General features: G+C 71.3%; 25 protein-coding genes and 1 pseudogene. 9 read left to right on the forward strand and 17 right to left on the reverse strand.

The genetic code is table 11. The annotated features are described in order from the left end of the window. Positions 1–2 precede the first annotated feature (2 nt). Positions 3–1,259, reverse strand: a complete 1,257-nt coding sequence (locus O7543_RS25435) for a GTP-binding protein (RefSeq protein WP_281551560.1) — start codon at positions 1,257–1,259, stop codon at positions 3–5. Between the two features lie 45 nt (positions 1,260–1,304). Here O7543_RS25435 and O7543_RS25440 point away from each other — a divergent pair, with 45 nt between their 5' ends. The 5 genes from O7543_RS25440 to O7543_RS25460 all read left to right on the forward strand — a co-directional run bounded on the left by O7543_RS25440 (position 1,305) and on the right by O7543_RS25460 (position 6,446). Further along, complete coding sequence (locus O7543_RS25440; RefSeq protein ID WP_281551559.1) at positions 1,305–1,790, forward strand: winged helix-turn-helix domain-containing protein; 486 nt, start codon at positions 1,305–1,307, stop codon at positions 1,788–1,790. A gap of 200 nt (positions 1,791–1,990) precedes the next feature. Further along, positions 1,991–2,278: an adhesin gene (locus O7543_RS25445; protein ID WP_123603598.1), complete on the forward strand. Its 288-nt coding sequence runs from the start codon at positions 1,991–1,993 to the stop codon at positions 2,276–2,278. Between the two features lie 156 nt (positions 2,279–2,434). Further along, positions 2,435–4,660: a bifunctional diguanylate cyclase/phosphodiesterase gene (locus O7543_RS25450; protein ID WP_281551558.1), complete on the forward strand. Its 2,226-nt coding sequence runs from the start codon at positions 2,435–2,437 to the stop codon at positions 4,658–4,660. A 93-nt stretch (positions 4,661–4,753) separates the two neighbouring features. Next, positions 4,754–5,563, forward strand: coding sequence for an SAM-dependent methyltransferase (locus O7543_RS25455; RefSeq protein WP_281551557.1), 810 nt, complete (start codon positions 4,754–4,756; stop codon positions 5,561–5,563). 4 nt (positions 5,564–5,567) lie between these two features. Beyond that, positions 5,568–6,446 carry a helix-turn-helix transcriptional regulator gene (locus O7543_RS25460; RefSeq protein ID WP_281551556.1) on the forward strand — a complete coding sequence of 293 codons (879 nt, stop codon included), beginning with the start codon at positions 5,568–5,570 and terminating at the stop codon, positions 6,444–6,446. On the opposite strand, the pseudogene O7543_RS25465 reads toward O7543_RS25460, so the two are convergent. Next, positions 6,382–6,992: pseudogene (locus tag O7543_RS25465) on the reverse strand (DUF2071 domain-containing protein). The gene O7543_RS25460 and the pseudogene O7543_RS25465 overlap by 65 nt on opposite strands. 84 nt (positions 6,993–7,076) lie before the next feature. Here O7543_RS25465 and O7543_RS25470 point away from each other — a divergent pair. Continuing rightward, positions 7,077–7,544, forward strand: a complete 468-nt coding sequence (locus O7543_RS25470; protein ID WP_281551555.1) for a PPOX class F420-dependent oxidoreductase — start codon at positions 7,077–7,079, stop codon at positions 7,542–7,544. Between the two features lie 50 nt (positions 7,545–7,594). Here O7543_RS25470 and O7543_RS25475 read toward each other — a convergent pair whose 3' ends face one another. From O7543_RS25475 to O7543_RS25505, 7 genes are all read right to left on the reverse strand, one after another. Continuing rightward, complete coding sequence (locus tag O7543_RS25475; RefSeq protein WP_281551554.1) at positions 7,595–7,801, reverse strand: hypothetical protein; 207 nt, start codon at positions 7,799–7,801, stop codon at positions 7,595–7,597. A gap of 114 nt (positions 7,802–7,915) precedes the next feature. Continuing rightward, complete coding sequence (locus O7543_RS25480; RefSeq protein ID WP_281551553.1) at positions 7,916–8,038, reverse strand: hypothetical protein; 123 nt, start codon at positions 8,036–8,038, stop codon at positions 7,916–7,918. Between the two features lie 120 nt (positions 8,039–8,158). After that, entirely contained in the window at positions 8,159–8,869 is a 711-nt protein-coding gene (locus O7543_RS25485) for a hypothetical protein (RefSeq protein WP_281551552.1), read from the reverse strand. Further along, positions 8,869–11,196, reverse strand: a complete 2,328-nt coding sequence (locus tag O7543_RS25490; protein ID WP_281551551.1) for a hypothetical protein — start codon at positions 11,194–11,196, stop codon at positions 8,869–8,871. The genes O7543_RS25485 and O7543_RS25490 overlap by 1 nt, the downstream gene beginning before the upstream one ends. Beyond that, on the reverse strand, positions 11,193–12,050 hold the full coding sequence (locus O7543_RS25495; protein ID WP_281551550.1) for a hypothetical protein: 858 nt from the start codon (positions 12,048–12,050) through the stop codon (positions 11,193–11,195). The genes O7543_RS25490 and O7543_RS25495 overlap by 4 nt, the downstream gene beginning before the upstream one ends. A 217-nt stretch (positions 12,051–12,267) precedes the next feature. Further along, positions 12,268–12,972, reverse strand: a complete 705-nt coding sequence (locus O7543_RS25500) for a Crp/Fnr family transcriptional regulator (RefSeq protein WP_281551549.1) — start codon at positions 12,970–12,972, stop codon at positions 12,268–12,270. A 69-nt stretch (positions 12,973–13,041) separates the two neighbouring features. Continuing rightward, positions 13,042–14,106, reverse strand: a complete 1,065-nt coding sequence (locus O7543_RS25505) for an LCP family protein (protein ID WP_281567274.1) — start codon at positions 14,104–14,106, stop codon at positions 13,042–13,044. Between the two features lie 304 nt (positions 14,107–14,410). On the opposite strand from O7543_RS25505, the gene O7543_RS25510 reads away from it, so the two are divergent. Next, the gene (locus O7543_RS25510) at positions 14,411–14,677 is read left to right on the forward strand and encodes a GlsB/YeaQ/YmgE family stress response membrane protein (protein WP_281551547.1); all 267 of its coding nucleotides are present in this window, start codon (positions 14,411–14,413) and stop codon (positions 14,675–14,677) included. Positions 14,678–14,713: 36 nt separating this feature from the next. Here O7543_RS25510 and O7543_RS25515 read toward each other — a convergent pair whose 3' ends face one another. Beyond that, entirely contained in the window at positions 14,714–15,871 is a 1,158-nt protein-coding gene (locus O7543_RS25515) for a tetratricopeptide repeat protein (protein ID WP_281551546.1), read from the reverse strand. 120 nt (positions 15,872–15,991) lie between these two features. Between O7543_RS25515 and O7543_RS25520 the strand changes: the two genes are divergently transcribed. Continuing rightward, positions 15,992–17,614 (forward strand): PQQ-dependent sugar dehydrogenase, encoded by a 1,623-nt coding sequence (locus tag O7543_RS25520; RefSeq protein ID WP_281567275.1) that lies wholly within the window; start codon positions 15,992–15,994, stop codon positions 17,612–17,614. 103 nt (positions 17,615–17,717) lie between these two features. On the opposite strand, the gene O7543_RS25525 is transcribed toward O7543_RS25520, so the two are convergent. Genes O7543_RS25525 through O7543_RS25555 form a run of 7 tightly spaced genes read right to left on the reverse strand, consistent with a single transcriptional unit; the run spans position 17,718 to position 23,112 of the window. Then, positions 17,718–18,191, reverse strand: coding sequence for a hypothetical protein (locus O7543_RS25525; protein WP_281551544.1), 474 nt, complete (start codon positions 18,189–18,191; stop codon positions 17,718–17,720). A gap of 44 nt (positions 18,192–18,235) precedes the next feature. After that, entirely contained in the window at positions 18,236–18,586 is a 351-nt protein-coding gene (locus tag O7543_RS25530) for a DUF2470 domain-containing protein (RefSeq protein WP_281551543.1), read from the reverse strand. After that, complete coding sequence (locus O7543_RS25535) at positions 18,583–19,260, reverse strand: biliverdin-producing heme oxygenase (protein ID WP_281551542.1); 678 nt, start codon at positions 19,258–19,260, stop codon at positions 18,583–18,585. The genes O7543_RS25530 and O7543_RS25535 overlap by 4 nt, the downstream gene beginning before the upstream one ends. Next, positions 19,253–20,131, reverse strand: a complete 879-nt coding sequence (locus O7543_RS25540) for a heme ABC transporter ATP-binding protein (RefSeq protein ID WP_281551541.1) — start codon at positions 20,129–20,131, stop codon at positions 19,253–19,255. Before O7543_RS25540 ends, O7543_RS25535 begins: the two co-directional genes overlap by 8 nt. After that, positions 20,128–21,177: an iron ABC transporter permease gene (locus O7543_RS25545; RefSeq protein WP_281551540.1), complete on the reverse strand. Its 1,050-nt coding sequence runs from the start codon at positions 21,175–21,177 to the stop codon at positions 20,128–20,130. The genes O7543_RS25540 and O7543_RS25545 overlap by 4 nt, the downstream gene beginning before the upstream one ends. Positions 21,178–21,181: 4 nt before the next feature. Beyond that, positions 21,182–22,222: an ABC transporter substrate-binding protein gene (locus O7543_RS25550; protein ID WP_281551539.1), complete on the reverse strand. Its 1,041-nt coding sequence runs from the start codon at positions 22,220–22,222 to the stop codon at positions 21,182–21,184. Beyond that, positions 22,219–23,112, reverse strand: coding sequence for a hypothetical protein (locus O7543_RS25555; protein ID WP_281551538.1), 894 nt, complete (start codon positions 23,110–23,112; stop codon positions 22,219–22,221). Before O7543_RS25555 ends, O7543_RS25550 begins: the two co-directional genes overlap by 4 nt. Before the next feature lie 217 nt (positions 23,113–23,329). Between O7543_RS25555 and O7543_RS25560 the strand changes: the two genes are divergently transcribed. Next, positions 23,330–24,838: an HtaA domain-containing protein gene (locus tag O7543_RS25560; RefSeq protein WP_281551537.1), complete on the forward strand. Its 1,509-nt coding sequence runs from the start codon at positions 23,330–23,332 to the stop codon at positions 24,836–24,838. Positions 24,839–24,913: the final 75 nt, after the last annotated feature.

The raw sequence follows: 24,913 nt of genomic DNA on the forward strand, positions 1-24,913 counted from the left end.
GGTCAGCCGGGGCCGACCCCACCACCGGTGAACGGGTCCGGCAGGTTCCGCCAGCCGGCCTCGCCGTCAGCGAGTTCGGCGTCGGTGAGCAGGCAGGCCGCCAGCCGGCGGTGCAGGTCGACCGGATCGAAGTCGACGCCTACGAAGACCAGGTTGCTGTGCCGGTCGCCGTAGTACGGGTCCCAGTCCAGCGCGGCGGCCAGCCGGCGCTGCGGGCTGGCCTGCTCCCACTGCTCGTCCGGCAGGTCGACCAGCCACCGGCCGAGGGTGCGCAGGGTGAGTCCGCCGCCGGCGCACTCCCAGCCGATCACCGCCTCCGGCCGGTTGGCCAGCCAGAGGTGCCCACGGGACCGCAGCGGACCCGCCGTGACGTCGGCCAACGCGGCGTACAGCCGGGCGGGGTGCAGCGGGCGGCGGGCCCGGAACACCGCGGAGACGACGCCGCAGTCGGCGACCGGCTCGTGCACCCCGATCAGGTGACCCTCGACGCCACGGTCCAGGACCGTCGGCGTTTCCGGCCGGTGCCGGTCGGTGTGCCGCAGTTGGCCGGCGAGCCGGGTGGCGTCGATCGTCGGCTGGTCGCCGGCCCGTAGGTGCACCGCCCACGGGGCCATCCGGGACAGCAGCACACCAAGCCGGTGCGTCTCGAAGGCCTGGTCAATCGACCCGCCCCACAGCACGACCGTGTCGGCGTACTCAATCTGCCGGGCAATCACGTCGGCAAGCCGACGGCGGTCGCCGGGGGCGGCGGCGATGCCGAGTTGACCGAGGTCGTCGGTGCTGGCCAGGCCGTCGAGCAGGTGGTCGGCGGCGACGACCGTGACGTACGAGTCGAACCGGACCAGGTCGCAGACCGTTCGCCCGGCCACCCGGCCGTGCGCGCAGGCGGCGGCGAGCGTCTCCGGTTCGACCACTTCGGGCAGGACCAGCACGATGTCCCGGCCGGGTCGGGCGGCGGCGAGCCGGGCCAACGTGGTCGGCGCGTCCGCCCGCAGGGTGCAGCAGACGCAGCCGTCGACGAGGTCGAGGCGGACGTCTTCGACCGGGCCGGTGCCGTCGCGGAGCACCCGGTGCGGGGCACCGTCGTGTGCCGGGCCGACGTCGTAGCGGACGACGAGCAGGGCCGGGTCGGCGGCGAGCAGGGTCCGGGCGACGGCCATCGTGGCGGCGGGCCAGAAACCGGACAGTACGGTGACCGCCGGGCGGGTGGTGGCGGCCCGGTGGGTGGTACGGCCGACCGGAGCTGACGGTGACGGCATGCACGCCCCCTCGACTGAAATGAAAACCGTTGTCATTATAACCGGATGGACGCCACCCTTCGAGCCCACCTCATGGATCTGCTGGAGCACCTGGCCGGCGAGCAGGTGCTGACCGGTGCCGACCGCCGCCCGGTCGCGGGACCGCCGGCCGGCCATCCCGTCGGGCACCCCGCACTACGGATCTACCCGGAGGCCAGGATGGTGCTGCTCGGAGCCGACGAGATCCAACTGACCCGTCGCGAGTTCGATCTGCTGCACTGCTTCGCCAGCCACCCTCGGCAGGTGTTCACCCGGGCCCAGCTGCTCGACCGGGTCTGCGGGCACCGCCGGTCCGGGCCGCGCAGTATCGATGTGCACATCCGCCGGTTGCGAGCCAAGCTCGGCGACGACCTCCCGGTGGTGCGAACCGTCCACGGAGTGGGATACCGCCTGGACGGCGCTTTACCGGTCACCGTCGCCCGGCTGGCCGGCGCCGACGACGCGATCGGCAGCCACATCGGCGACAGTCGGGTAACGTGGAGATTTGACTGATTGGTGGATGTCCGGCACGGTGGGCGGGTAGACGGCCGCTGACCGACCCAGTCCCTGGAGCTTCCGCCGCCCGCCCTGACCGCCCGCCGCGCACTGTCCGCCGCGCCGTCAGCCCCAAACCCGACATTGCCGCTGAGCCGCCTCGCCGCGTGAGCCATCACCTGTTTCCGGTAGTTCCGAAATCCGATCAAGGAGTTGTCATGCTGACCATGACCGACAACGCGGTCTTCGTGATTCGCGAGATCACCACTCAGCAGCAGGCACCGGAGAGCGCCGGCCTGCGGATCTCGGCCGACCCGACCGCCGGGTCGCTCACCCTGACCGTCGCCGAGCAGCCGATCGCGGGCGACCAGGTGGTGGATTCGTCCGGTGCCCGTGTCTTCCTCGACGCCGAGGCGGCCAACCTGCTGCAGGACAAGTCACTCGACGCCGCAGTGGACGACGACGGCGGCGTGCGCTTCGGGATCGCCGAGCAGCCAGCCGGCTGAGCGAACAGGACGTCGCAGAGCCGTTGGCGGGCACCGTACCGACGGGTGTCCGCCAGCGGCTGACCGGCCGCGATGGAAGGTCCACCCGGTCAGGTCCCTTGTAAACTCGCCGACAGCCTGCCTTGCGGTATCCGTCACGGACGATAGATTCCGCCGGTGGCAGCAGACAGACCTGGCGGGGCGCGTCGTTGGGCCGTCGTCGCCGGGGTCCTGACAATCACCGTCGAGGCGGGGTGGCTGCTGGCCGGCGGCCCAGCCGCTGCACTGGTCAGCGACCTCGGCGCAATCACCGTCGCCAGTTGCGCCGCCACCGCCTGTGGGATCGCTGCCCGCCGCCACCCACCGCAGCTTCGCCGATTCTGGGTGCTGCTGGCGACGACCATGACCCTTGCCGCCATCGGCCGGGTCGTCTGGACCGTCGGCCGGCTCACCGCCAACGCACTGCCACACACCCCACTGATCGGCCTGATCTTCTTCGCCGGCCTCGTCACCGGAACCGCCGCGCTGCTCAGCGCGGTCTCCGCACCGCGTAGCGCGGTCGGCCGGGCCCGGGTGCTGCTGGACGGGGTGATCGTCGGGCTGGCGCTGCTCCCGGTCGCCTGGGTGGTCGTGTACCGGGACATGGCCAGCGCAGAACTGGACGGTACGGCGACGGCGCTCGGCATGTTCTACCCGATGCTGGACCTGATCCAGCTTGTCGTCCTGATCTCGGTCGCCGGACCGGCTCGACCGCTGTGGCCGGCGCTGACCCTGCTCGGAGTCAGCCTCGCGGTGCGGGCCGGGGCGGACGCCGTCTACGTTTCGATGATCGCCCAGGGCACCTACCAGCCCGGTCACCCGGTGGACGTCTGCTGGCCGCTCAGCTACCTGCTGGTCGCGCTGGCCAGCCGGCACCCGCCCCCAGCCGACCTCGATCAAACCGACGAGACCGCCGAGCCGCCGCCGCTGCCGTGGTGGCGGGTCGCGCTGCCGTACCTGACTGTCGGCGCGGCGATCGCAGCGGTCCTCACCGCCGGCGAACCGTCGTCGGTGATCTATGCCAGCGGTGTCGCGCTGCTCGCCGCGCTGGCCGTCCGGCAGGCCCTGGCCGCGAACGAGAACCGCCGGCTCGCCGCCCGGCTGCGCCGGCTCGCCTATACCGACCAGTTGACCAGGCTGCCGAACCGGCTGCTGTTCACCCGCCAGCTGCGGCAGTCGATCGCGGCACTGACCGAGCCGGGCCGCGTCGCCGTCCTGCTGCTCGACCTCGACGGGTTCAAACAGGTCAACGACCGGTTCGGTCACGCCACCGGGGACGCGATGCTCAGCGAGGTGGCGGCCCGGATGCGGTCCGCCGTTGGCGACGCGGGGCTGCTCGCCCGGCTCGGCGGCGACGAGTTCGCCGTCCTGCTCGACCCGGCCCGGGACCCGGCCGGGCTGGCCGACCGGCTGCTCGCGGTGCTCGCCGACGGCACAGTCACCTCGGCGAGCATCGGCATCGCCGAGTACGGGCCGCACCACAACGGCGACGCCGATCTGCTGCGCGACGCCGACATCGCAATGTACGCGGCGAAGGCAGCCGGCAAGTCCGCGTACCGGTTCTGTACGCCGCAGCTGCGCAGGGCGGCGGTCGACCGGGCCGAACTGATCGCCGACCTGCGTCGGGCGGTCGACGACGGCGGCCAGTTCGAGCTGGCGTACCAGCCGATCGTCGATGTCGGCACCGGTCGGATCGGCGGCGCGGAAGCGCTGGTGCGGTGGCGGCACCCCCGGCTCGGGCTGCTCAGCCCCGCCCGGTTCCTGCCGCTGGCCGAGGAGACCGGTCTGGTGCTGCCGCTGGACCGGTGGGTGCTCGCCACTGCCTGCCACGACGCGGCCGCCTGGCAGCAGCTGGCGCCCGGCACCACGGTGGCGGTCAACCTGGCGCCGGCCCAGCTGCGCCGCCCGGATCTGATCGCCATGGTGGCCGGGGCAGTGTCGGTGGCCGGGCTGGCCGCCCCCCGGCTGACCCTGGAGCTGACCGAGACGGCACTGATCGACAGCACCGACGAGGTGCTGTCCCGACTCGCCCAGCTGCGTGAACTCGACGTACGGATCTCGATCGACGACTTCGGCACCGGCTATTCGTCGCTGAGTTACCTGCACCGCCTGCCGGCCACCGACCTGAAGATCGACCGGTCTTTCGTGGACCGGCTCGACTCGCCCGACCCGAAGGCCTACGCCACGGTCGAGATGGTCACCCGGCTGGCCGACGCGTTCGGGCTGGTGGTGGTCGCCGAAGGGGTGGAGACCGAGATGCAGCACGGTGCGGTCGCGGCGATCGGCTGCCAGCGGGCGCAGGGCTACCGGTATGGCCGGCCGCAGCCGGTGGCCCAGCTCCGTGAGCTGATCATCGCACGGTGACTGGAACTTCCACATGCGAGCATGGTCATGTTGATCTGCCGTGGTTATGCTGGCAAGCCGTCGAATACGCCCGATCCGTGAGGGATACTACAGATGGTCGATGAATCCAATGGCGGCTCGCGCCCGGTGCCCAAGTTGGACACCTCGGTGCCGCAGACGGCCCGGATCTGGAATCACTGGCTGGGCGGCAAGGACAACTACGCCGTCGACCGCGAGGTCGCTGACCAGATCAGGGCGGCGTTCCCGCAGATCGTGGAAAATGCCCGGCTCTCCCGGGGCTTCTTGGTCCGGTCGGTGCGCTACCTGACCGGGCAGGTCGGGATCCGGCAGTTCCTGGACATCGGCACCGGCCTGCCGACCGCCGACAACACCCACGAGGTGGCCCAGGCGGTGGCTCCGGAGACCCGGATCGTCTACGTCGACAACGACCCGCTGGTCCTGGCGCACGCCCGGGCGTTGCTGACCAGCACGCCGCAAGGCGTGACCGACTACGTCGACGCCGACCTGCGCGACCCCGCGTCGATCCTGCGCGAAGCCGGCCGTACCCTCGATTTCAGCCAGCCGATCGGTCTGATGCTGATGGGCATCCTCGGGCACATCGCCTCCGACGACGAGGCCCGCGACATCGTGCGCAGCCTGCTCGATGTCCTGCCGTCCGGCAGCCACCTCGCGCTCTACGACGGTGGCGACACCAGCCCCGGGGTGGTCGAGGCCGCCCGGATCTGGAACCAGTCCGCGAACCCGCAGTACCATCTGCGCAGCCCGGATCGGATCGAACGGTTCTTCGACGGGCTCACTCTGGTGGAGCCGGGGGTGGTGTCGGTGACCCGGTGGCGGCCGGAGCCGGAGCAGGCACACGCGCCCGCCATCGACCAGTACTGCGGCGTCGGCCGTAAGCCGTGAGCCGATGAGCGTCGTCGGGCACCGGGAGTACGCCGCCGGCGGACCGACGGTCCGCCGGATGCAGCTCGGTGCTCGGCTGCGCCGACTACGCGAGGCCAAGGGGATCAGCCGGGAGGACGCCGGCTGGACCATCCGGGCCTCCGAGTCGAAGATCAGTCGGATGGAGCTGGGCCGGGTCGGGTTCAAGGAACGCGACGTGGACGACCTGCTCACCCTTTACGGTGTAACCGACCACCTGGAACGCGACGAGCTGATCACCCTCGCCCGGGAGACCAACCAGCCAGGCTGGTGGCATCCGTACGGCGACCTGCTGCCCACCTGGTTCCAGTACTACCTGGACCTGGAGTCGGCGGCCAGCCTGATCCGCACCTACGAGATCCAGTTCGTGCCGGGGCTGCTGCAGACCGAGGAGTACGCCCGCGCGGTCATCGACATCGGGTTCAGCGAGTCCGGTGTCCGTGAGGTGGACCGCCGGGTCGAGCTGCGGATGGCTCGCAAGCGGGTGCTGGACCGGGCCGACGCACCCCGCGTCTGGGCGGTGATCGACGAGGCGGTGCTGTGCCGGCCGATCGGCGGAGCGCGGGTGCTGCGCGGGCAGATCGAGGCGCTCGCCGAGGCGAGCGAGCAGCCGGGCGTACGGCTGCAGGTGGTCCGGTTCCGCAGCGGCGGGCACGCGGCAGCCGGCGGGGCCTTCAGCATCCTGCGCTTCCCGGAGCAGGAGCTACCCGACGTGGTCTACCTGGAGCACCTGACCAGCGCGCTCTACCTGGACAAGCGGGAGGAGGTCGACCGGTACGCGGCCGCCGTCGGGCGGCTTTTCATCGAGGCCGACCCGCCGGACCGGAGTCGGGACGTGCTGCACCGCGCGTTGCGCGACCTGTGACGGTGACCGGCCGCCCGAACCGGACCGGCACGCCGGGGGAGTAGAGGACGCTCACCGGCGGGCCCTCCGGTGCCGGCAGCCCGCCGGCGGTGACCAGGTCGTCGGCCAGGTCGACCAGCTCAGCCCGGTGCAAAGGCCACTGTGGGCGCGGTCCAGCCGCATCCGCGACCACAGGTACGGCAGCCGCAGGATGGCCATCGCCACCAGCACCGGCAGCAGCCGGGCCGCGTCCAGGGACCGGAACACCACCCCGCGCCGGCCGGCGTCGTCGACCGAGTAGAGCCGTACGTTCGTTTCGCAGAAGGTGCCCAGGTACGGGATGCCCGGACCGGGACCCAGACCGACGCCGACCATCCGGAACCCGATCAGCCCGACATAGCTGGTGCCGTAGAGGGTGTCCGGGCGGGTGCCCGGCGGCAGCAGCGGAGCGACCACCGCCGGGTCCACCGGCCAGTGCAGGAACGCCAGATCGTGCCAGCCCTGCACCAGGACCGGCCGGCGGACCGGGCGCGGTGCGGTGACGGTGACCGGCTCCGGCGGCGGCATCTCGGTACGGCTCATACGATCATCCTGACAGCCCAGCACACCCGTCTCCGCAGCCGACTGCGGCGAACCTGAGGAGCCGTACACATGGCACGTGCCATCGCGACGAACACCCGCGTCGACCGGGCCGGCCTGGTCGATTTTCTGCGGACCCGGCACCGGGCGGTCCTGATCACCACCCGCGCCGACGGCCGCCCGCAGGCGTCCCCGGTCACCTGCGGGGTCGACGCCGACGGCCGGCTGCTGGTCGCCACCTACCCGGACCGGGCGAAAACGGTCAACATCCGCCGTGACCCGACGGTGTCCGCCTGTGTCGTCTCCGACGACTGGAACGGACCGTGGGTGCAGCTCGACGGGGTGGCAGCGGTGATCGACATGCCGGACGCGCTGGACGGGCTCGTCGACTACTACCGCTGCGTCGCCGGCGAGCATCCGGACTGGGACGAGTACCGCGCGGCGATGCGCCGGCAGGACAAGTCGTTGATCCGGATGGTCGTGGACCGCTGGGGGCCGATCGCCACCGGCGGCTTTCCGCCGCACCTCGCCGACGACTGACAGCGCACCGGTCCGGTCACTCGGAAGGTCCGGTCACTCGGAAGGTCCGGTCACTCGGACGGCTCGGGGAGGTCGCAGTCGATCTTCGGGTTGACGCCAATGTAGTTCAACGGTCCGGCGATCACCGTCACGACCGTGGTGCCGGCATGGGCACAGTTGGTGTCGTCGCGTTCGAAGTAGCCGCGTTGCACCGCCGCGACCACCCCGATCACCAGCCAGATGAGCACGATCACGCCGGATATCGAACCGCCACGCATCACTGCCTCCTCAACTCGTCGACGCCGTACCGGCCCCGCCGCACCTGCTGGTGGTGGGATCCGGCCGGCGGATGGGCAACCTGGTACCCAGTGACGTCGCTGAGGTAACCGTCCTCACGGCCCGGCCCGGCGCCAGAACTGCCGCCCGCCGGCGCAGCGCCGAGCCAGCACCGACCCGGCGAGCAGGCCGACCGCCGTACCGCTCGGTCGCGCCCGGACCGACGACCACCCGGCCACCGCCGAACGGACCAGGCGATGTCACGGCGCCGGCTGCTGTCCCGGCTGGAGCTGAACAACCGGGTGCAGATCGCCGTACTGGTGCACGACGCCGACCTGACCTGAGTACGGGGTCGGCGGTCACGCGTCGAGGACCCGGCCGGCGAGGTCACCCCGGTCGAAGGAGACGAACACATCGCCGAGCCGGTCCAGCAGGTACCGCCGTTCGTCGGCGGTGAGACCACCGACGAAGTCCTGCACCGTCTCGGCGATCACCGCGGTCTGCTGGTCGCCGCCACCGGTCAGCTTCGCGGCGACCTGTTCGAAGGTGTCGTCGAGCAGCGACGTCAACGCGTCCGGGTGGTGCATGAACCAGTAGGACCGAGCGGTCGCCGGGTCGGTGAGCACCTTGTCCCGCAGGTAGCCCATCTGCTCCTGCTCCAACTGCTGCCGCAGCCGCTGCATCCGCAGCTCCCGGGTGAGCTTGTCGACCGTCTGCGTGTCCTGCTCGGCCTGGGCGTCCACCGCCAGTCTGACCGTGCAGCCCAGGAGCCGCAGGTGCGAGGCGGTCAGATCCATCTGCGGCAGCCGGGTGTTCAGCTCGGCCTCCAGCATGGTCCGCTCGGTGACCCTGCGCGGGGCGGCGATCCGGCGGGCCGCGTCCAGCATGCACCAGCGGACAGTGGCGGCGGCCCGGTCATGCTGGCGCAGCGGCTGCCACGCAGTGGCGAACGTGGCGACGAACTCGGTGCCGGACAGCGCTGCCGGTAGCCGGTCGGTGAACTCGTCCTGGTCCGGACCGGGCAGCACCGGTACGGGGCTGCTACGGAACACGTCGAAGAAACCGGGCATCACAACTCCTCGGCGGCACTGGAGAGCAGAGACGGCAGTAGCGGTGCGGGCCGTGGGCGGGCCGCGATCGGGTTCGCACGGCGCAGCTGGTCGACGAGGTGCCGGCGGAGTTCCGCCTGACGCGCCGGGTCGTCGGTGGCCGGCCAGGCGGTCAGCAGCGCGCGCAGCCGGGCCACCCGCCGGGCGGCGGCGGGACCGGCGGTGACGGTGCGGCCGAGGACGTGGGTGAGCGCGTCGACCAGCCCGGGGTCGGCCGCCGCGTCGTCGAACCACCGGTGCAGCAGAGCTTCGACGCTGCCCGGCAGCTGCCGGACGTCCAGCACGCGGCCCAGCGCCACCCCGATCGCGTCCTGGACCACCGGGGTGGCCACGACGAGTTCGGCGAGCACCCGGTCGGGCTGCCGGACCGGCGCCTGTGGCCCGGTGGGCTGGTCGGCTGGTCCGTGCGCCGGGTCGACTGGGCCGTGCGCTGGGCCGTCGCCGGCCCGAGGCTGCTCCGGCCGGCCGAGTAGATTCAGCGCGACGGCGGCGAGCGCGGCCCGCCGCGGCTGGTCGTCGGCCAGCCAGTGCGCCAACCGCAGCAGCACCGGCTGGCGCAGCGCCGGCCGCCGCCACAGTGCCGCCAGCGCGGTGAGTACCGCCTCGTCGACCTCGGCGATGTCGTGCCGGGCCAGGTGGCCCAGCCGGACCATCGCCTGTTCGACGTAGAAGTCGGCGAACTCGCCACCGCAGACCTCGGCCACCGCGATCAGCACGGCCGGGTTGCTGCTGCCCTGCGCCCAGCGGTAGAGCTGCTGGCGGACGGCGGCACCGATCTCCGGGCTGAGCGCGGCGATGCCCAGCACGTGTACCAGCGCCCCGCGCAGCCCGGCGCGCCGGCTCCAGGCCGGTGCCACCTGGCTGAGAATCTCGGGGGTACGCCGCCGGAGCGCGGTGTGCAGCACCAGTTCGGCGCTGCGGGTGGCCAACGCACGGTCGACGGGACCGCGCCGCTGTCCGCCCCGCAGCGGCAGCTCGGACACCCACCGCCACAGTTCGCGCTGGAACGTGTCGGCCCGGTCGGTGATGACGAAATCGAGCACCGCCTCGGCGTACCGGGCCCGGCGGTAGCGGACCGTGTGATCGTCGTCGAGGTACGCGTCGACGGTCTCGACCAGGGTACGGACGCCAGCGTGCCCGAGGCTGGCCGGTGGTGCGTCGGTGCCGGCGAGCCGGGCGTCGAGCGCCTCGGCGGCACTGAGCACCCGTCCCGCCGGGGCACCCTCCAACGCTGCGGCGGCGACCAGGAACGCCCGGTGGCGTGGGTCGGGATGGTGGTGGAACCAGGCGGTCAGCTCCACCTCCCAGTTGCGGTACGCCGAGACCAGCGCCTCGACCAGTTGCCGGCCGGCGTCGGTTCCGGCGGTGACCGGCGGGCCGGCCGGCCCAGGCTGGGCGGTCAGCACGTCGGCGGCGAGCTGGGCCAGCCGGACCGCTTCGGCGGGTGACGCGTCAACCAACAGCTCGGCGATCTGCGGCTGACCGGTCAGCCAGTCGAGCGCCAGATCCGGCCGAAGCTGATGCAGCCGCCGGCCGAGGACCAGATCGGCGGGTGGTGCCGCCACGTGCAGCACCGGGCCGTCGCGTACCGCGCCGAGCTGCTCCCAGGTCGTACCGGTGACGGTGACCGCGATGGCCGAACCCCGCCGGGCCAGGCTGTCGCAGTAGGCAGCGATGTCCCGGGCAAAGCCGTACCGGATGTGCGGGGCGTGTTCGGGCAGTTCGAGCAGGTACGCGTAGCCCGGCGCGACCGGCAGCTCCGCGATGGTCAGCTGTTCGCCACGGGCAGGGTCGAAAGTCGGCCGGATCTCCCGCAGCCGTAGCCCGGTGCCGTGCAGCAGCCGCAGCGCGGCCGTGTACCGCCCGGTCCCGGGGCCGCCGACCAGGATCACTCCGCCGTCCCGACGCATCCGGGCGACCGCGGTCTCGGCGGTCAGCCGGTCGCCTGCGACGGTGCGGTAGCCCGGGTCGACGAATCCGGCCAGCCGGTCCCGCACGTACTCGGCACTGAGCTCGTGGTAGTCCCGTACCCGCTGGACGTACTGGTGCAGACCGCCGTAGACGACATTGGCGACCTGCCCGTCGTTGTGGTCGACGGTCACGGCGGCACCGGTGCCGCCGGCTGGCAGGTCGGTACCGCCGCCGTCGAGCTCGTCCAGCGCGTCGAGGTCATCGAGGTCAGCCAGCTCCGGTAGGTCCCGGTCGGCGAGCTCCGGTAGGTCCTGGTCGGCCGGCTCCGGCCGGTCGGGCTCGGCGAGTTCCGGCAGGTTCCGGTCGGTACGGATCATCCGTGACGTCCGCCCCGGGACTGCCACATCCCACCGTTGACCTGGTTGGCCGCCTGCCCGGAGTTGCTGCGGATTCGCAGCTCGCCGGTCTGCGCGGGCTGTCGACCGCCGGCGTTGCCGGTGGGTGCGCGTTCGCTGTCCGGTGCCGCCGGGCCGCCCGCTGACTCGGGCACCGTCGGCTGCGGGGCGAACCGTGGCACCGCCAGCAGACTGCCGGACGGCTCCGGCACGTACAGCCAGGCCTGCTGGCTGAAGCTCTTGCCCGGCACGGTCGCCGAGACCTCGATGAAGTGGTCCGGATGCCGGCTGGTGTAGCCGGCCCGGACGACGTCGGTGAAGACCCGGTCGGACAGGATCGCCGCGACGTGGGTGATCGTCGGCTGGGCCGAGTCGAGCATGATCCGGACCGCGTCGGAGTCGAGTAGCCGGTGCGTCTCGTTGCGGGCGGTGCCGTTGCCGGCCCGCTCCGGCCGGTCCGGATCGACCGGCAGCGGCCCGACGTGCAGGCTGGCACGCAGCCGGATGACCGGCTGGCCGCGCGAGACACCGGCGTTGTATTCGGCCAGCACGTGCTGCAGCACCGCCAGGAACGGGTGCACCAGGGCGGGGAGCAGCCGGGTCGGTACGCCGATCGCGAGCCCGTCGCCGCTGTCGCCGTAGAACAGCGGGTCCTGCCAGGCTTCGCCGATCGCCGCCGCGTCGAAGGCCTGCTGGACCAATTGGGGAATGAGCTGGTTGATGTCCTGATGGGTGCCGCCGGGCTCGGCGGTGAAACCTTTGGCGTCGACGGCGAGGATGCCGGTGTATGGCGGCAACTCCCGGGTCACGGTGAATGGCGGAGGGGTGACGACCACCGGTGCTCCTGTCGAAGGTCGAGTTTCGTCGGCTCCGCATCGTGCCCAAGTTGCCCGATGTTTTCTGCCAACCAGTGGGCAACGCGGCCATCAATGGACCAAGATGGTCACCGGGTGGCCGGTCCGCGACCCGGACCGAACTGATCGCGGCTCCGCCCAGACAATCGGTTTCCCAAAGTCTGCTGTTCGGTCGACAGGCATTCAGGCCGGCGGATACTCAGGTCGACGAGTGGCTGCCGGACCGTGGTCCGCTGTATCCGATCCGGGCGAGCCGGCCGAGGTCGAGCAGCATGAACCGGCGGGGTGCGGTCGCGATCAACCGGTCGTCACGGAACCGGCTGATCGCGGTCACTACCGCGTTGCGGGACGCCCCGATCAGTTGGGCCAGGCCGTCCTGGGAGAGCCCGAGGTCGAGCGAGACCTGGTTCGGGCCGTCCGGGCTGGCCTTGGCGAGCCGGAGTAGCGCCCTGGCGAGCCGTTGCGGCACCGGCAGCGAGGCGATCTCCACCCGCTGCTCGTCGGATTCACGCAGCCGGGCGTTGGTGTAGCGGCGCAGCGCGGGGTGCAGGTCGCGGTCGTCGACCACGGCGAGGAACTGTTCGGTGGTCAGCTTCCGGGCAGTGACCGGGCGCAGCACCGAGACACTGGCCGACCGGGGCGTGCCGTCCAGCGCGGCGATGTCACCGAGCAGATCCCCAGTAGACCGGACGGTCAGCATCGTCTCGCTGCCGTTGGCCTCGGTCCGGTACACCTTGACCGCCCCGCCGAGCAGCAGGAACACGTCGCGGCTCTGCTCGTCCTGCAGGAAGAGACCATGTTTGCGGCCTAGCTGGACCGGCTGCCCGGCCTGTTGCAGTGCCTGCCAGTCGGCGGCGGTGACGTGATTGGTGAAGTTGACCCGGACCGGGTACGCGGCGGTCATGGAGACACCGTACCGATGTGGACCGTGCGGCGGGAATCACGGTGACGGATGTCCCGATGAGTCGGACGGTCAATCCCGCTGGACGGCGTCCGGGTTGGCCAACAGGTAGTCGTCCAGTGTGCCGGTCCGTACCGCGTCGAACATCTCCAGGCTCTCCGGCGTGAGCCGTTCGGCCGCCGTACTGCTGAATCCGGCCGGATTGAACCCGCCACCGTTGGTCTTCACCATGATGAGGTCGTTCGCGGTGATCCCGCGCAGGGTGAATACGAAATCGGCGATCGGGACGCCGCCGGTGTCCAGTACGAAGGCCTTGCCGGCCGCGGTGATCACCCGGTCGATCTTCGCCGGGTTGGTCAGTACGCCGGTGCTGCTCGCCTCCTGCACCATGGCCTTCAGCAGCTGCCGCTGGTGACGCTGCCGGTCGTAGTCCCCGTTCGGCAGGCCGTAGCGCTGGCGGGAGTAGTCCAGCGCCTCCCACCCGGCCATCCGCTTGCAGCCCTCCTCGTGCCACAGCTCCTCGCCGCCGCCGACCTCGCGGGCCTCGGCCAGCCAGCTGGGCTCGCCGTCGACCAGCCGCATGTGCTGCGACTTCACCCGCTGGTCAACGCACATCCGAACCCCGCCGAGTGCGTCGATGACATTCCGGAAACCGCCGAAGTCGATGATCGCCGCGCCGTCGAACTCGATGCCGGTCAGGTCCTTGAGGGTGAGTGCGACGAGTTGCGCGCCGCCGGCCCGGCCGACTCCGTTGCGCGAGCCGGCCCGGAACACGTCAGTGATCTTCGACTCGCCGCCGGGGTATCCGCTCGGCTCGAACGCCGGCGCCTCGACCCAGGTGTCCCGGGGGACCGACACCAGGTACGCCTGATCGTGGGTGGCCGGCACGTGCAGGATGATGATCGTGTCGGAACGCATCTCGCCAGGTCGGCTGCCCCGTTCGTCCACGCCGAGCAGCAGCATGGTGATCGGGCCGTCCAGCGCCTCGCCGTCGGGCTCCTGTGGGACCTTCGCGGCACCGGCCAGCAGGTCCTGCTGCTGGATTCGACTCGTGTACCGGTCGATCAGCAGCTTGCCGCCGACGACCGCGGTCGCGCTGGTCGCCATGAGCAGCGCGCCGACGGCGATGGTCAGCACCGCCCAGATCGGCGTTCCGCGGAGGGCTCGGAGGGCTGTCGTGGCGGGCGCGTCCGGTGCCGACATGCCGATGCTCCAGTCGAGGGGTGACGAGGGCAGGACAGCTCTGTCTTACCCGAGAGATTATCGCGTCATGCTGCGAACCTGCTGAGAAGATCCAGCTCAGTGCGACTATCTACTGTGATTCATCGATGGTTGTCCGGTGCTTGACGCAATGGGCGTCGTTGCCTGGTTCTGGCATGGTGGTAGGAGAGGGCCGACAGTGCGGTAGGGGCGGCCAGCCGACCGGTACAGGGGGTATGCGGTGGAAATCGACGGAATCTTCTCGGCGCTGATCATCGGTCTCATCGTTGGAGCGCTCGGGCGGCTGGTCGTCCCGGGCAAGCAGAAGCTGAAGATCTGGGTCACCTTGCTGATCGGTGTGGTGGCGGCGCTGCTCGGCACCCTGGTCGCCAGCCTGTTCGGGGTGGCCGAGACCCGGGGCGTCGACTGGATCGAGCTCGCGTTGCAGGTGGCGCTCGCCGCAGTCGGCGTGGCGGCCATCTCCGGAGCGGCCGGCAAACAGGGATAGCGGCGGTCGGCAGGCTGCAAGCCAGCGGGCAGATAGTCAGCAGGGCCGGCTGGTCAGCCAGGTGCGTTCGATGGCCCCGAGGTAACGGTCCCGGTGCTCCTCGCGGGCCAGTGACCGCAGCAGGAAGTCCATGTGGTCACAGATCTCCCGGGCCCGCCGACTCGACTTGCAGGTCTGGTAGAGCACCGCGGCGTGCAGGTCGGCCTCGGCGTAGTTGCCGCGCAGCACCTCGTCGGTCCACCGGATCAACGACGCCCACATGGGCTTGATCTTGGCCCGGCGTTCGCTGGAGTCGAGCCGGCTGATCGCTTCGGCGGAGCGGTCCCGGGCGTGTGGCAGCGCCTGGCCGTGGGCGGCGAGCAGCGCCAGGAAGAACGGGGTGGAGACAAGTTCCTGGTCCAACCGGTTGGCCTGCTGGTGGGCATCCCGGGCGGCGGTGAAGTCGCCGTTGTCGCGGAGCAGCAGCCCAAGACAATTCCAGTTCTGCGCGTCGTGCGGGCCGTGCTTGGTCGAGTTGCGGGCGTAGGCCAGCGCCCGGTCCGGCCGTGCGTAGCGGTGCAGCAGGGCCAGCGCCCGGTCGGCGGCGTCGGTCGGCAACCGGTGCGCCATGGCGGTGGTCAACTCCTCCTCGGCGGCGGCGTCCTCGCCGAGGTTGGTCAGCGACCGGCCCAACCGGTAGCGCACCCGGGGGTTACGCGGATCGAGTTCGACCGCCCGGCGCAGGCATTCCACCGCCTTCTCGTAGTAGCCCTCCCAGTACGCGGCCTCTCCCTGATTGAACAGGTAGGAGACCTCGACCTGGGTGGTCAACCGGTGATCGAAGTCGCTCAGCCGGGACCGCATGTCCTCGATCAGCAGGTGTACCTGCTCGGACTGGCGTTCGGCCCGGCCGACCGCCGTCTCCACCCGGCCGACCAGCGTGTCGGCCTGCTCGGAGAGGGTTTCCGCCTGGTCGATGGCCCGGTCGGCCTGCGCGACGATCTCCTCGGCGACCACCCGTTGGCGGTCGAGCTCCAGCCGGGCGCGGGCGCCGGTGCGCCGGATGGTGCGCAGTTCACGGACACCGACGAAACCCGCGAAGACGAAGACCACCGTCAACGCAGTGACCAAAAGGGCAAAAGCCGCGATTATCCCACCGGACCAGGCGATCACCAGTTCGGCGATCTGGATCGGGTCGGGGGAGTCCGGCTCCATGTACCCAGAGTAACCACTATGTGCGCCCGTTTGACTACTCTGAGTGGTGCAATCTGTGTCCGCCGGGTGGCGGAGGCGTGGCGATCGGGTCACCCCGGCCATAAGCTGATCATCATGAATATGAGAGATTCTCGATCTTATGCGTTGGCTGGTTGGCGGGTCGCCGCGACGACACTCGCCGCGACCGCGCTGGCGCTGTCCGCAACCGCAGCTCACGCCACGCCGTACACCGACCCGCACGCCGAGCCCGCCGACCTCACCTCGGCGGCGACCTCGGCGGCCGCCGAGGTGCCACTCGACCAGATCTCCGTCACCAGCACCCAGGTTGCCTTCGGGCTGCAACGACCGACCGCGATGGTGGCCCCGGACGACGGCAGCGGCCGGCTGTTCATCACCGAGAAGGCCGGTCGGGTGCGCATCTACCACCCGGCCTCCGGCCTGGCCGAGGCGGCGCTGCTGGACATCAGCGACCGGGTCGACACCTCCGGCAACGAACGCGGCCTGCTGGGCATCGCCACGTCCCCCGGATTCGCCGCCGACCCGGCGATCTACCTGGCGTACACCGCGCTGCCCGACGGCGCGGTCACCCTGTCCCGGCTGCCACTGGAGGCCGCCGACCAGCAGCCGGTGCCGGCCGACCGGGAGGAGATCCTGCTGAGCCAGCCGCACGCCGAGTACGCCAACCACAACGGCGGACAGTTGGCCTTCGGCCCGGACGGCCACCTCTACTGGAGCATCGGCGACGGCGGCGGCGCCGACGACGTGCTCGGCACCGGTCAGGATCTCGGCACCCTGCTCGGCAAGATCCTCCGGCTGGACGTCTCGGCCGCCTGCGGCGACCTTGCGTACTGCGTACCGACGGACAATCCGTTCGTCGACGAAGCCGGCGCCCGCGCCGAGATCTGGGCGTACGGCCTGCGCAACCCGTGGCGGTTCTCGTTCGACCCGGCGGACGGCTCGCTGTGGATCGCCGACGTCGGACAGGGCAGCTACGAGGAGGTCAACCATCTGCGCGGGGTGGCCGGTGCCAACCTCGGCTGGTCCTGCCGGGAAGGCCCGGTCGAGTTCGATCCGCAGCGGTGCGACCCGGCCGCCGAGTACGTCGACCCGGTGTTCCATTACCAGACCTCGGTCGGCGGCTGCGCTGTGATCGGCGGCCACGTCTACCGGGGCAGCGAATCCGCCGCCGCCGGCACCTACCTGGCCACCGACTACTGCTCGGCGACCGCGTACGCGATTCGGCCCGACGCGGACGGTGGGTACGACACAGCGGTCATCGGCGAGCTGCCGATCCAGCCGACCACCCTCGCGGTGGCTGCGGACGGCGAGTTCTACCTCGCCAACGACCTGCCCGGCCAGTTGCACCGGATCACTTTCGAGGCCGACGAACCGGATCCGGTCGCCGAGTGCCTGGTCGACTACCGGGTGGACAGCGACTGGGGATCGGGTTTCACCGTGACGGTGGGCGTCACCAACACGGGTGACGAGCCGATCGACGGCTGGTCGCTCGGCTGGTCGTTCGCGGGTGTACAGCAGGTCGCGGTCGCCTGGAACGCGGTGATCACCCAGGATGAGTCGACGGTGACCGCCACCAACGCCGCCTGGAACGCGTCACTGCCCGCCGGTGGCCGGGTCGAATTCGGCTTCCTCGGCAGCGGCGGCGCAGGTGCCGGACCGGCACCGGCCGGGTTCACTCTCAACGGTCTGCCCTGCGACGCGGCACCAACCGTGACCACCGGCTAGAACCGTCTGAAATCAATGCCCGCCCCGGGGCGGGGGTGCCGGTCGAGCTCGATGCCGCAGGTGCATCTTGATGTACCTGCGGCATCAGCCCTGGCGAGCGAGGTCAGTTCAGTGGCCGGGCGACCACCGGCTCGTCGGGCGGGAACTCCTCCGGGTCGACCACGGCGATCGCCCCGCCGCCGAAGAAGCCGTGGTTGACCAGGACCAGCCGGTGACAGTCCGGGTCACCTGTGCGTTGCGGCAGTTGGCCGGCCAACGCCCGTACCTTGGTCGCGGACGTCTCGTCGAGGGTGAAGCCGTCCGGCCCCCACACCCCGCGTACCTGGAAGAACTCCTGCTCGCTGCGCTGCACGTCGCCGTTGAGGACGATCATCCGGTCGGAGCCGGTCAGCGCGCTGGACGCCTCGTTCAGCCCCCACGCCGAGTACGTCGCGCTGCCGGACTCGGGTGCTTCGCCGATCCCGATCCCGGTGCACCCGGCGATCGACAGTACGGCGACGGCCGACACCAGCCAGGCGGCGAGTCGCACCGCGACACCGGTGCGGGCGATATGCCCGCGATGCCGTTTGGCAACCATTTTGCGATCGTCGCATACGCCGGAGGGCTCCGCTCGCTTGCCGGTCAGCCGTCCGCCGGGCGGGGCGTGACGCCCAGTTGGGCGCAGGCCTCCTGGTACATCCGGACCACCTCGTGGCGGACCTGGACCCGTTCGGTGAGTCGGTACGCGAACGGCACCCGGACCGGCACCTCGACGCCGGCCACGGTGGCCGCGAAATCGATGCCGTCGGCGTCCAGGTCGGTCATCCGGGCAGCCGACGCCTGCGGGGTGCCACCCAGCGACCGGCAGATCAGCAACGAGTCGGCGGCGTGGTCGTCGTTCATGTGCCGGGCAACCTGGGCGACCACCTCGGCGGTGAACGGGTCGGTCGGCTGGCCCTGCGTCGGCCCGGCCTGGCCCTGCGCCGCGCTCACGCCGCCGACTCCATCGACTCCGACGCCACCGACTTCGGCTCCTGCTCCTGGCCCAGCTCGGCGAGGACCGCCGAGTTGTGCCGGTAGGCCACCGCCACCTCACCGACCAGAGCCGCCTCGGCGGTGACGTCCAGCGGCAGGGCGTCCAGCCGGGCCCGGTACGCGTTCTTGTACCCGCGCGGATCGTCGATGCCGGCGAAGTGGTAGAACGCCACGCCGCCCTCCTCGGTCAGCCCGTATGTCTGCGCCACCTGACGGCCGATGAACAACCCGCCGGACAGGTCGCCGAGGTACCGGGTGTAGTGGTGGGCGATGAACGCCGGTGCGAAGGTGAAGCAGACCTCCTGCATCCGGGCGACGTAGCGGCGGGTCGCCAGGTTCGGGCCGACCCGGCCGGCCCAGTCCGGGCCGAGCAGGTACGCCAGGTCGGCTTCCAACGCCGGCAACCGGGTCAACCGGTCGTCGACGAAGTCGCCGGCCAGCGGATCCTCGCGCATCGCGTCGGCCGCCTCCTCCAGCACCTGGTAGATGAAGTGGTGCTGGGCGACCAGGTCGGCGTACCGCTGTCGGGGCAGCTCCCCGGCGACCAGCGCGGAGACGTACCGCTGGGACTCGGCCGCTTGGTGGTCCTGCCAGCTTGCCGCCCGTAGCCGGGCGGAGAAGGTGTCACTCAACTCGGGGTTCCTTTCCTTGCCGGGTCGGATGCTGCCGTCGCGGAACGACCAGCGGGAGTCGGGTCTCGGGGTGCGGCAACACCTCGATGTCGTGCCGGTATACCTCGCTGAGCAGCGCACCGGTGAGGACCTGCTCGGGCGGTCCGACGGTCCGCAGCCGACCGGCCGACAGCAACGCGATCCGGTCCGCGTACGCGCCGGCCAGACCGAGGTCGTGCAGCACCACCACGACGGCGTCACCGGCGGCGGCCCGCTGTCGGGCGAGCCGTAGTACCAGCTCCTGGTGGTGCAGGTCGAGCGCGGCGGTCGGTTCGTCGAGCAGCAGCGCGGCGGCCCGCTGGGCCAGCACCCGGGCCAACGCGGCGCGGGCCTGCTCGCCGCCGGACAGCGAGGTGAAGGTGCGGCCCGCGAACTGCGCCACGTCGGTGGCGGCCAGACACTGGTCGACGATCGGATCGTCGGACTCCTCGGCGGACAGCCCGGCCCACGGTGCCCGGCCCATCCGGACCACCTCGGCCACGGTGAACGGGAATGACAACACGCTGCGCTGGGTCAGCACCGCCCGGCGCAGCGCCAGTTCGGTCGAGCTCCAGGCGGACTGCGGCCTGCCGTCGATCCGGATCCCGCCGGCGGCCGCCGCGACGTCGCCGCCGATGGCGGCGAGCAGAGTCGACTTGCCGGCACCGTTGGGACCGACCAGGGCGATCACCTCGCCAGTGTGAACCACCAGGTCGACCTGGTCGAGCACCGCTCGCCCGCCGAGTTCGACCCGCAGCTGGTCGATCTCGATCAGCGCGGTGCCGGCCGGCCGGGATGCCGGCACGCGGACAGGCGTGCGCCGGCCGAGCAGCCGCGCCGGCGGCGGGCTCATCCCCAACCTCCGGCCCGCCGCCGGGTACGGCGCAGCAGCCAGAAGAAGGCCGGACCGCCGACCACCGCGGTGAGCACCCCGAGCGGCAGTTCCTGGTACTCGACCAGGGTCCGGGCGGCCAGATCGGCGGCGATCACCACCACCGCCCCACCGAGCGCGCTGGCCGGTAGCAGCACCCGGTGCCCTGGTCCGGCGACCATCCGGACCAGATGCGGCACCACCAGACCGATGAAGCTGATCACGCCGGTGAAGGCCACCGCGGCGGCACCGAGCAGCGCGGTGACGACGATCATGCGTACCCGCAGCCGTTCCACGTCCACCCCGAGATGACGTGCGGAGCGTTCGCCGAGGGCGAGCAGGTCCAGCTTGCCGGCCGAGGCGAGCGCGGCGGCCAACCCGACGATCAGGCAGGGCAGGGCCACCGCCACCGCGTTCCAGTTGGCCTGGGCCAGGCTGCCGAGGTTCCAGAAGGCGATCGCCTGCACCCCGGCCGCGTCGGTGACGAACATCAGCAGCCCGATCGCGGCACCGGCGACGGCGTTGACCGCGATGCCGGTGAGTACCAGGGTGACCACCTCGGTACGTCCGTCGGCGCGGGACAACGCGTACACCAGGTAGGTGGTGGCCAGCCCGCCGACGAAAGCGGCGGCGGCCAACGTCCAGCCGCCGAGTGCGGAGAACCCGGTGACGATGGCCAGAGCGGCGCCGACCGCCGCTCCGGAGGAGACTCCGATGACGCCGGGCTCGGCCAGCGGGTTACCGAAGACGCCCTGCATGACGGCGCCAGCGCAGCCGAGCGACGCGCCGACGACCGCGGCCAGGACGACCCGGGGGAACCGGACGATCCACAGCGCGTTCTCGCCGTGCGGTGCGGTCGGCAACGCGCCGATCTCCAGGCCGAGCCGGTGCAGCACCGACGCGACCACCTCGGCCGGGGCGATCTGCACCTGTCCGGAGCCGGCGGCGACCACGCCGACCACGAGCAACGTGCCGGCGAGGCCGGTGAGCAGCAGCGGCCGGCGGGCGGCGAGTACCGGGAGTGTCATGCCGTCACCGGCATCCGTGGATGGCACGGGCGAGAGCCTGGATCGCCTTGCCGGTGCGGGTCCCGAAGTTGAGCAGCACGGTGTCGTCCATGTCGACAATCCGCCGCTGCTGACCAGCTGGGGTCTGGGCCACGCCGGGCATGGCGACCAGTCCGTCCACCCCGCCGACCGATTCGAGGCCCTTGGTCATCACCAGAATGATGTCCGGCGCGGCGTTAATCAGACCCTCGCTGGTCAGCGGCCGGAACCGGGCCAGTCCGATGGTGGTGCCGGCGTCCTCGCCGCCGGCCGCGGCGATCATCGCGTCCGAGCCGGCGCCTTCGCCGCCCATCAGGTAGACGCCGGCGGTGCCGCGCAGGTAGAGGAAGGCGACCCGGGGTCGCTCGGCGTCGTCCGCGATGCCGTCGCGGGCGGCGGCGATCTCGCCCTCGACCCGGGCGACGAGTGCCTCGCCGGCGTCGGCGACGCCGAGCGCGGCGGCGACCTCCCGGATGTGCACCGGTACGGCGGCCAGGCTCTGCTCGTCGCCGATGCGTACCACCGGGATGCCGGCGGCGCGGAGCTGGTCGAGCACCTCGGGCGGGCCGATGCTGTCATCGAGCAGCACCACGCTGGGGTCCAGCGCCATGACCGCCTCGGTGGACAGGTCGTGCCCGCCGGGAGTGACCAGCGGCAGGTTGGCGGCGGCCGGGAAGTCGGTGGAGGTGTCCCGCCCGACGACCCGGCCACCGAGGCCGAGGCTGAACACGATCTCGGCGATGGAGCCGTACAGGTTGACGGCCAGGATTCGGCCGGCGTCGGTCACCGTGACCCGGTCGCCGGCGGCGTCGGTGACGGTGACCGGCAACGCCGGCTGCGGTGCCGGGTCCAGCGGCGTCACCGCGTCGTCGACGACGGCGGTGACCGGCCCGCAGGTCGTTGGATCCGGTGCCGCGTCGGTGTCGGCGGCGCTGTCGGCGCAGGCGGCCACCGGGCCGGCGAGTAGCGCGGCGGCGAGCAGCCCGACCAGCCTCGGGCGGTTCACGACCAGTGTCGGGCGGTTCACGACCGGCTCCGGCGGCGGCGGACAGCGGACAGCCCGGCCAGCGCCAGCACGCCGAGCGCCAGCAAAATCAGCGTGCTGCTCCACCACCGACCAGCCGGGCCGACGGTGCTGACCCGGGTGACTGCCAACCCGGTTGGGTCGGTTCCGGTGACGGCGACGGCGGTCGGGCCGCCGTCGCCGTCGGTCGGTTGGCCGGTGGCAGCACCGGCAGTTGGTGCGGAGCTGCTGACGTCACCGGCCGTACCGTCGGTGTCGGCCGGGCCTGCGGCGTCGCCGGTTGCCGGGGCTGGTGGCGCGGTGGTCCGGTCCGGGCTGCCAGCCGCCGGGGCGGCGCTGGTAAGGGCGGGCGCGGCGGCGGCAGCGAAGCTGATCGGGACGCGTACGTCCTGACTGCGGTCGCTGGTCCGGGTGTGGTCGGCTCGGGTGACCACCGAGCAGGTGCGAACGGTGCAGTCGACGTCGCCGATCCTCGCGGTCAGCGGGACTCGGACCTGGAACGAGCCGCCGTCGCCGTACGGCACGGCCAGTCCTTCGCCGTACGACGGGGGGTTGCTGGAGATCCAGTGCGAGCTGCCGCTGCCGCCTGAGGTGTCCACCCCGCCGCCGCACGGTGTCGGCAGCGCCCCGGCGCCGTTGTCCACACAGAACCCCACGTAGATGCCCTTATCGGTGTCGTACCCGGTGCCGGTCACCGTGACGGTCGCACCGGAGCGGCTGATGCCGGTGGAGTCGGAGACGGTGAGTCGCTGGCCGCCGGATCCGGTCGCGGAGGTGTCCGCGTGGGCCGGCGACGCCAACAGTGGTGCGGCGAGTACGGCGGCGGTCGCGGCGGTGGCGGTCACGACCGCCAAGGTCGCGGTGACGCGGCCGCTGAGCAGCGGCGTTGGCATGGGTGATCCCTCCGACGATCGTCGGTTGAGTTCTCAATGAAGGTTTGCCTAACCTAAGTCATCGCCGCAGGTCGGGACAAGGGTCCGACCGGTTCGAAGATCAGGCACCCGCGCCGGAGCCGAGATCTGTTAGGTATGGCTAACCTAATCCCGATCACATGCCGTGTTCACAGTGGAAGTAGAACACGGTGAGTAACCATCCGGAAAGGACCAGTCGATGATCACATCCAGAGCTGGTGCTCTGGGGCGACGGTCGGCAACCTGGGCGGCTGCGGCCGTACTCGGCGCCGCGACCGCACTCGTTGGCGCCGCACCCGCCGTGGCTGCCCCTGCCGACATCACCGAGGCAAGCCTGAACTGGGGCTTCAAGGAGTCGTTCCGCAACTACGTGTCGTCCGGCGACGGCAACCCGCCGATCGCGGCGAGTGACGGTGCGTCGATCGACGCCGATGGAACGTTTGCCTTCCCGTCCACCGGCGGCAGCTACGACGCCGAGACCGGTGAGACGAACGCCACGTACGGCGGCACGGTCGTCTTCTCGTTCCCGGCGCACACGTTCACCATCACCCTCGCCAACCCGACGGTGGCCATCTCCGGCGGCACCGCCGTCCTCAAGGCCGACGTCGAGTTGGTGAGCACCGCGTTCCCGTCGGTCGACGTCACCCAGGCGGTCATCGCCGACCTCACCACCACCAGCGCCAACCTGGTGGCCGGTGCGGACGGGATAACCGGCACCGACCTGGCCGCCACCCTGACCGCCGATGGCGCCACCGCCTTCGCCGGCTTCTACCCGGCTGGCCAGGTCCTCGACCCGCTGTCGTTCGAGGCGTTCACCTCCGGCGGCGGTGGACCGGCAGCTCCGTCCGTCGACGCCACCCCGGACACTGGCGTCGACCCGGCCGGCGCCACCATCACCGTCGACGGCAGCGGCTTCGACCCGCAGGCCAACAACGCCGCAGGGATCTACGTGTCGTTCGGCCCGAAGGTCGACGAACACTGGACCAACGCCAGTGTCCTGCAGGTCACCAAGTGGGTGAGCAGCACCAACGAGCCGACCGACGCCCGGGACACGATGAACCTGGACGGCTCGTTCAGCACCACGCTGCCGATCAGTGCCCAGTACACCGACCGCAACGGCAACGCGGTCGACTGCACTGTCACCCAGTGCTATGTGATCACCTTCGCTGCGCGCGGCTCCGCCGACCGCAGCCAGGACACCTTCACTCCGATCAGCTTCGCGGCCCCGGTCGGCGGCGGCGACGCCAGCCAGCAGATCGCCGCGACCGTGCTGGCCGGCGGCCCGCTCACGCTCAGCGTGGCCGGTTCCTCGGTCACCCTGCCGCCGACCGGCAACGGCGCCGTCACCAGCGGCGAGCTGAACACCGCCACCGTGTCCGACCTGCGCGGCACCAACGCCGGCTGGAGTCTGGTCGGCCAGGTGGGTGACTTCGTCGCCAGCGGCGACGCGGTCATCGCGGCGGACAACCTCGGCTGGGCGCCCACCGCGTCCGTGGTGGACGACCCGCTGATCGGGGCGACCGGCACGGTCACCCCGGGCGCGGTGGCCGACCCGGGTGCCGGACTCGGCACCGCTCGGGCGCTGTGCACCTCGGCTGCCGGCGCCAGCGCCGGCAGCTTCACCTGCGGCGCGCAGCTCAACCTCGGCGTACCCGCTGGGGCGGTGTCGGGTGACTACACCGCGACCCTGACGCTGACCTTGTCCTGAGGATCAGCTCCCAGCTGACCTTGTCCTGAGGATCAGCTCCCAGCTGACCTTGTCCTGAGGATCAGCTCTACCGGC

Source organism: Solwaraspora sp. WMMA2080, assembly GCF_027497395.1.
Taxonomy (GTDB): Bacteria; Actinomycetota; Actinomycetes; order Mycobacteriales; family Micromonosporaceae; genus Micromonospora_E.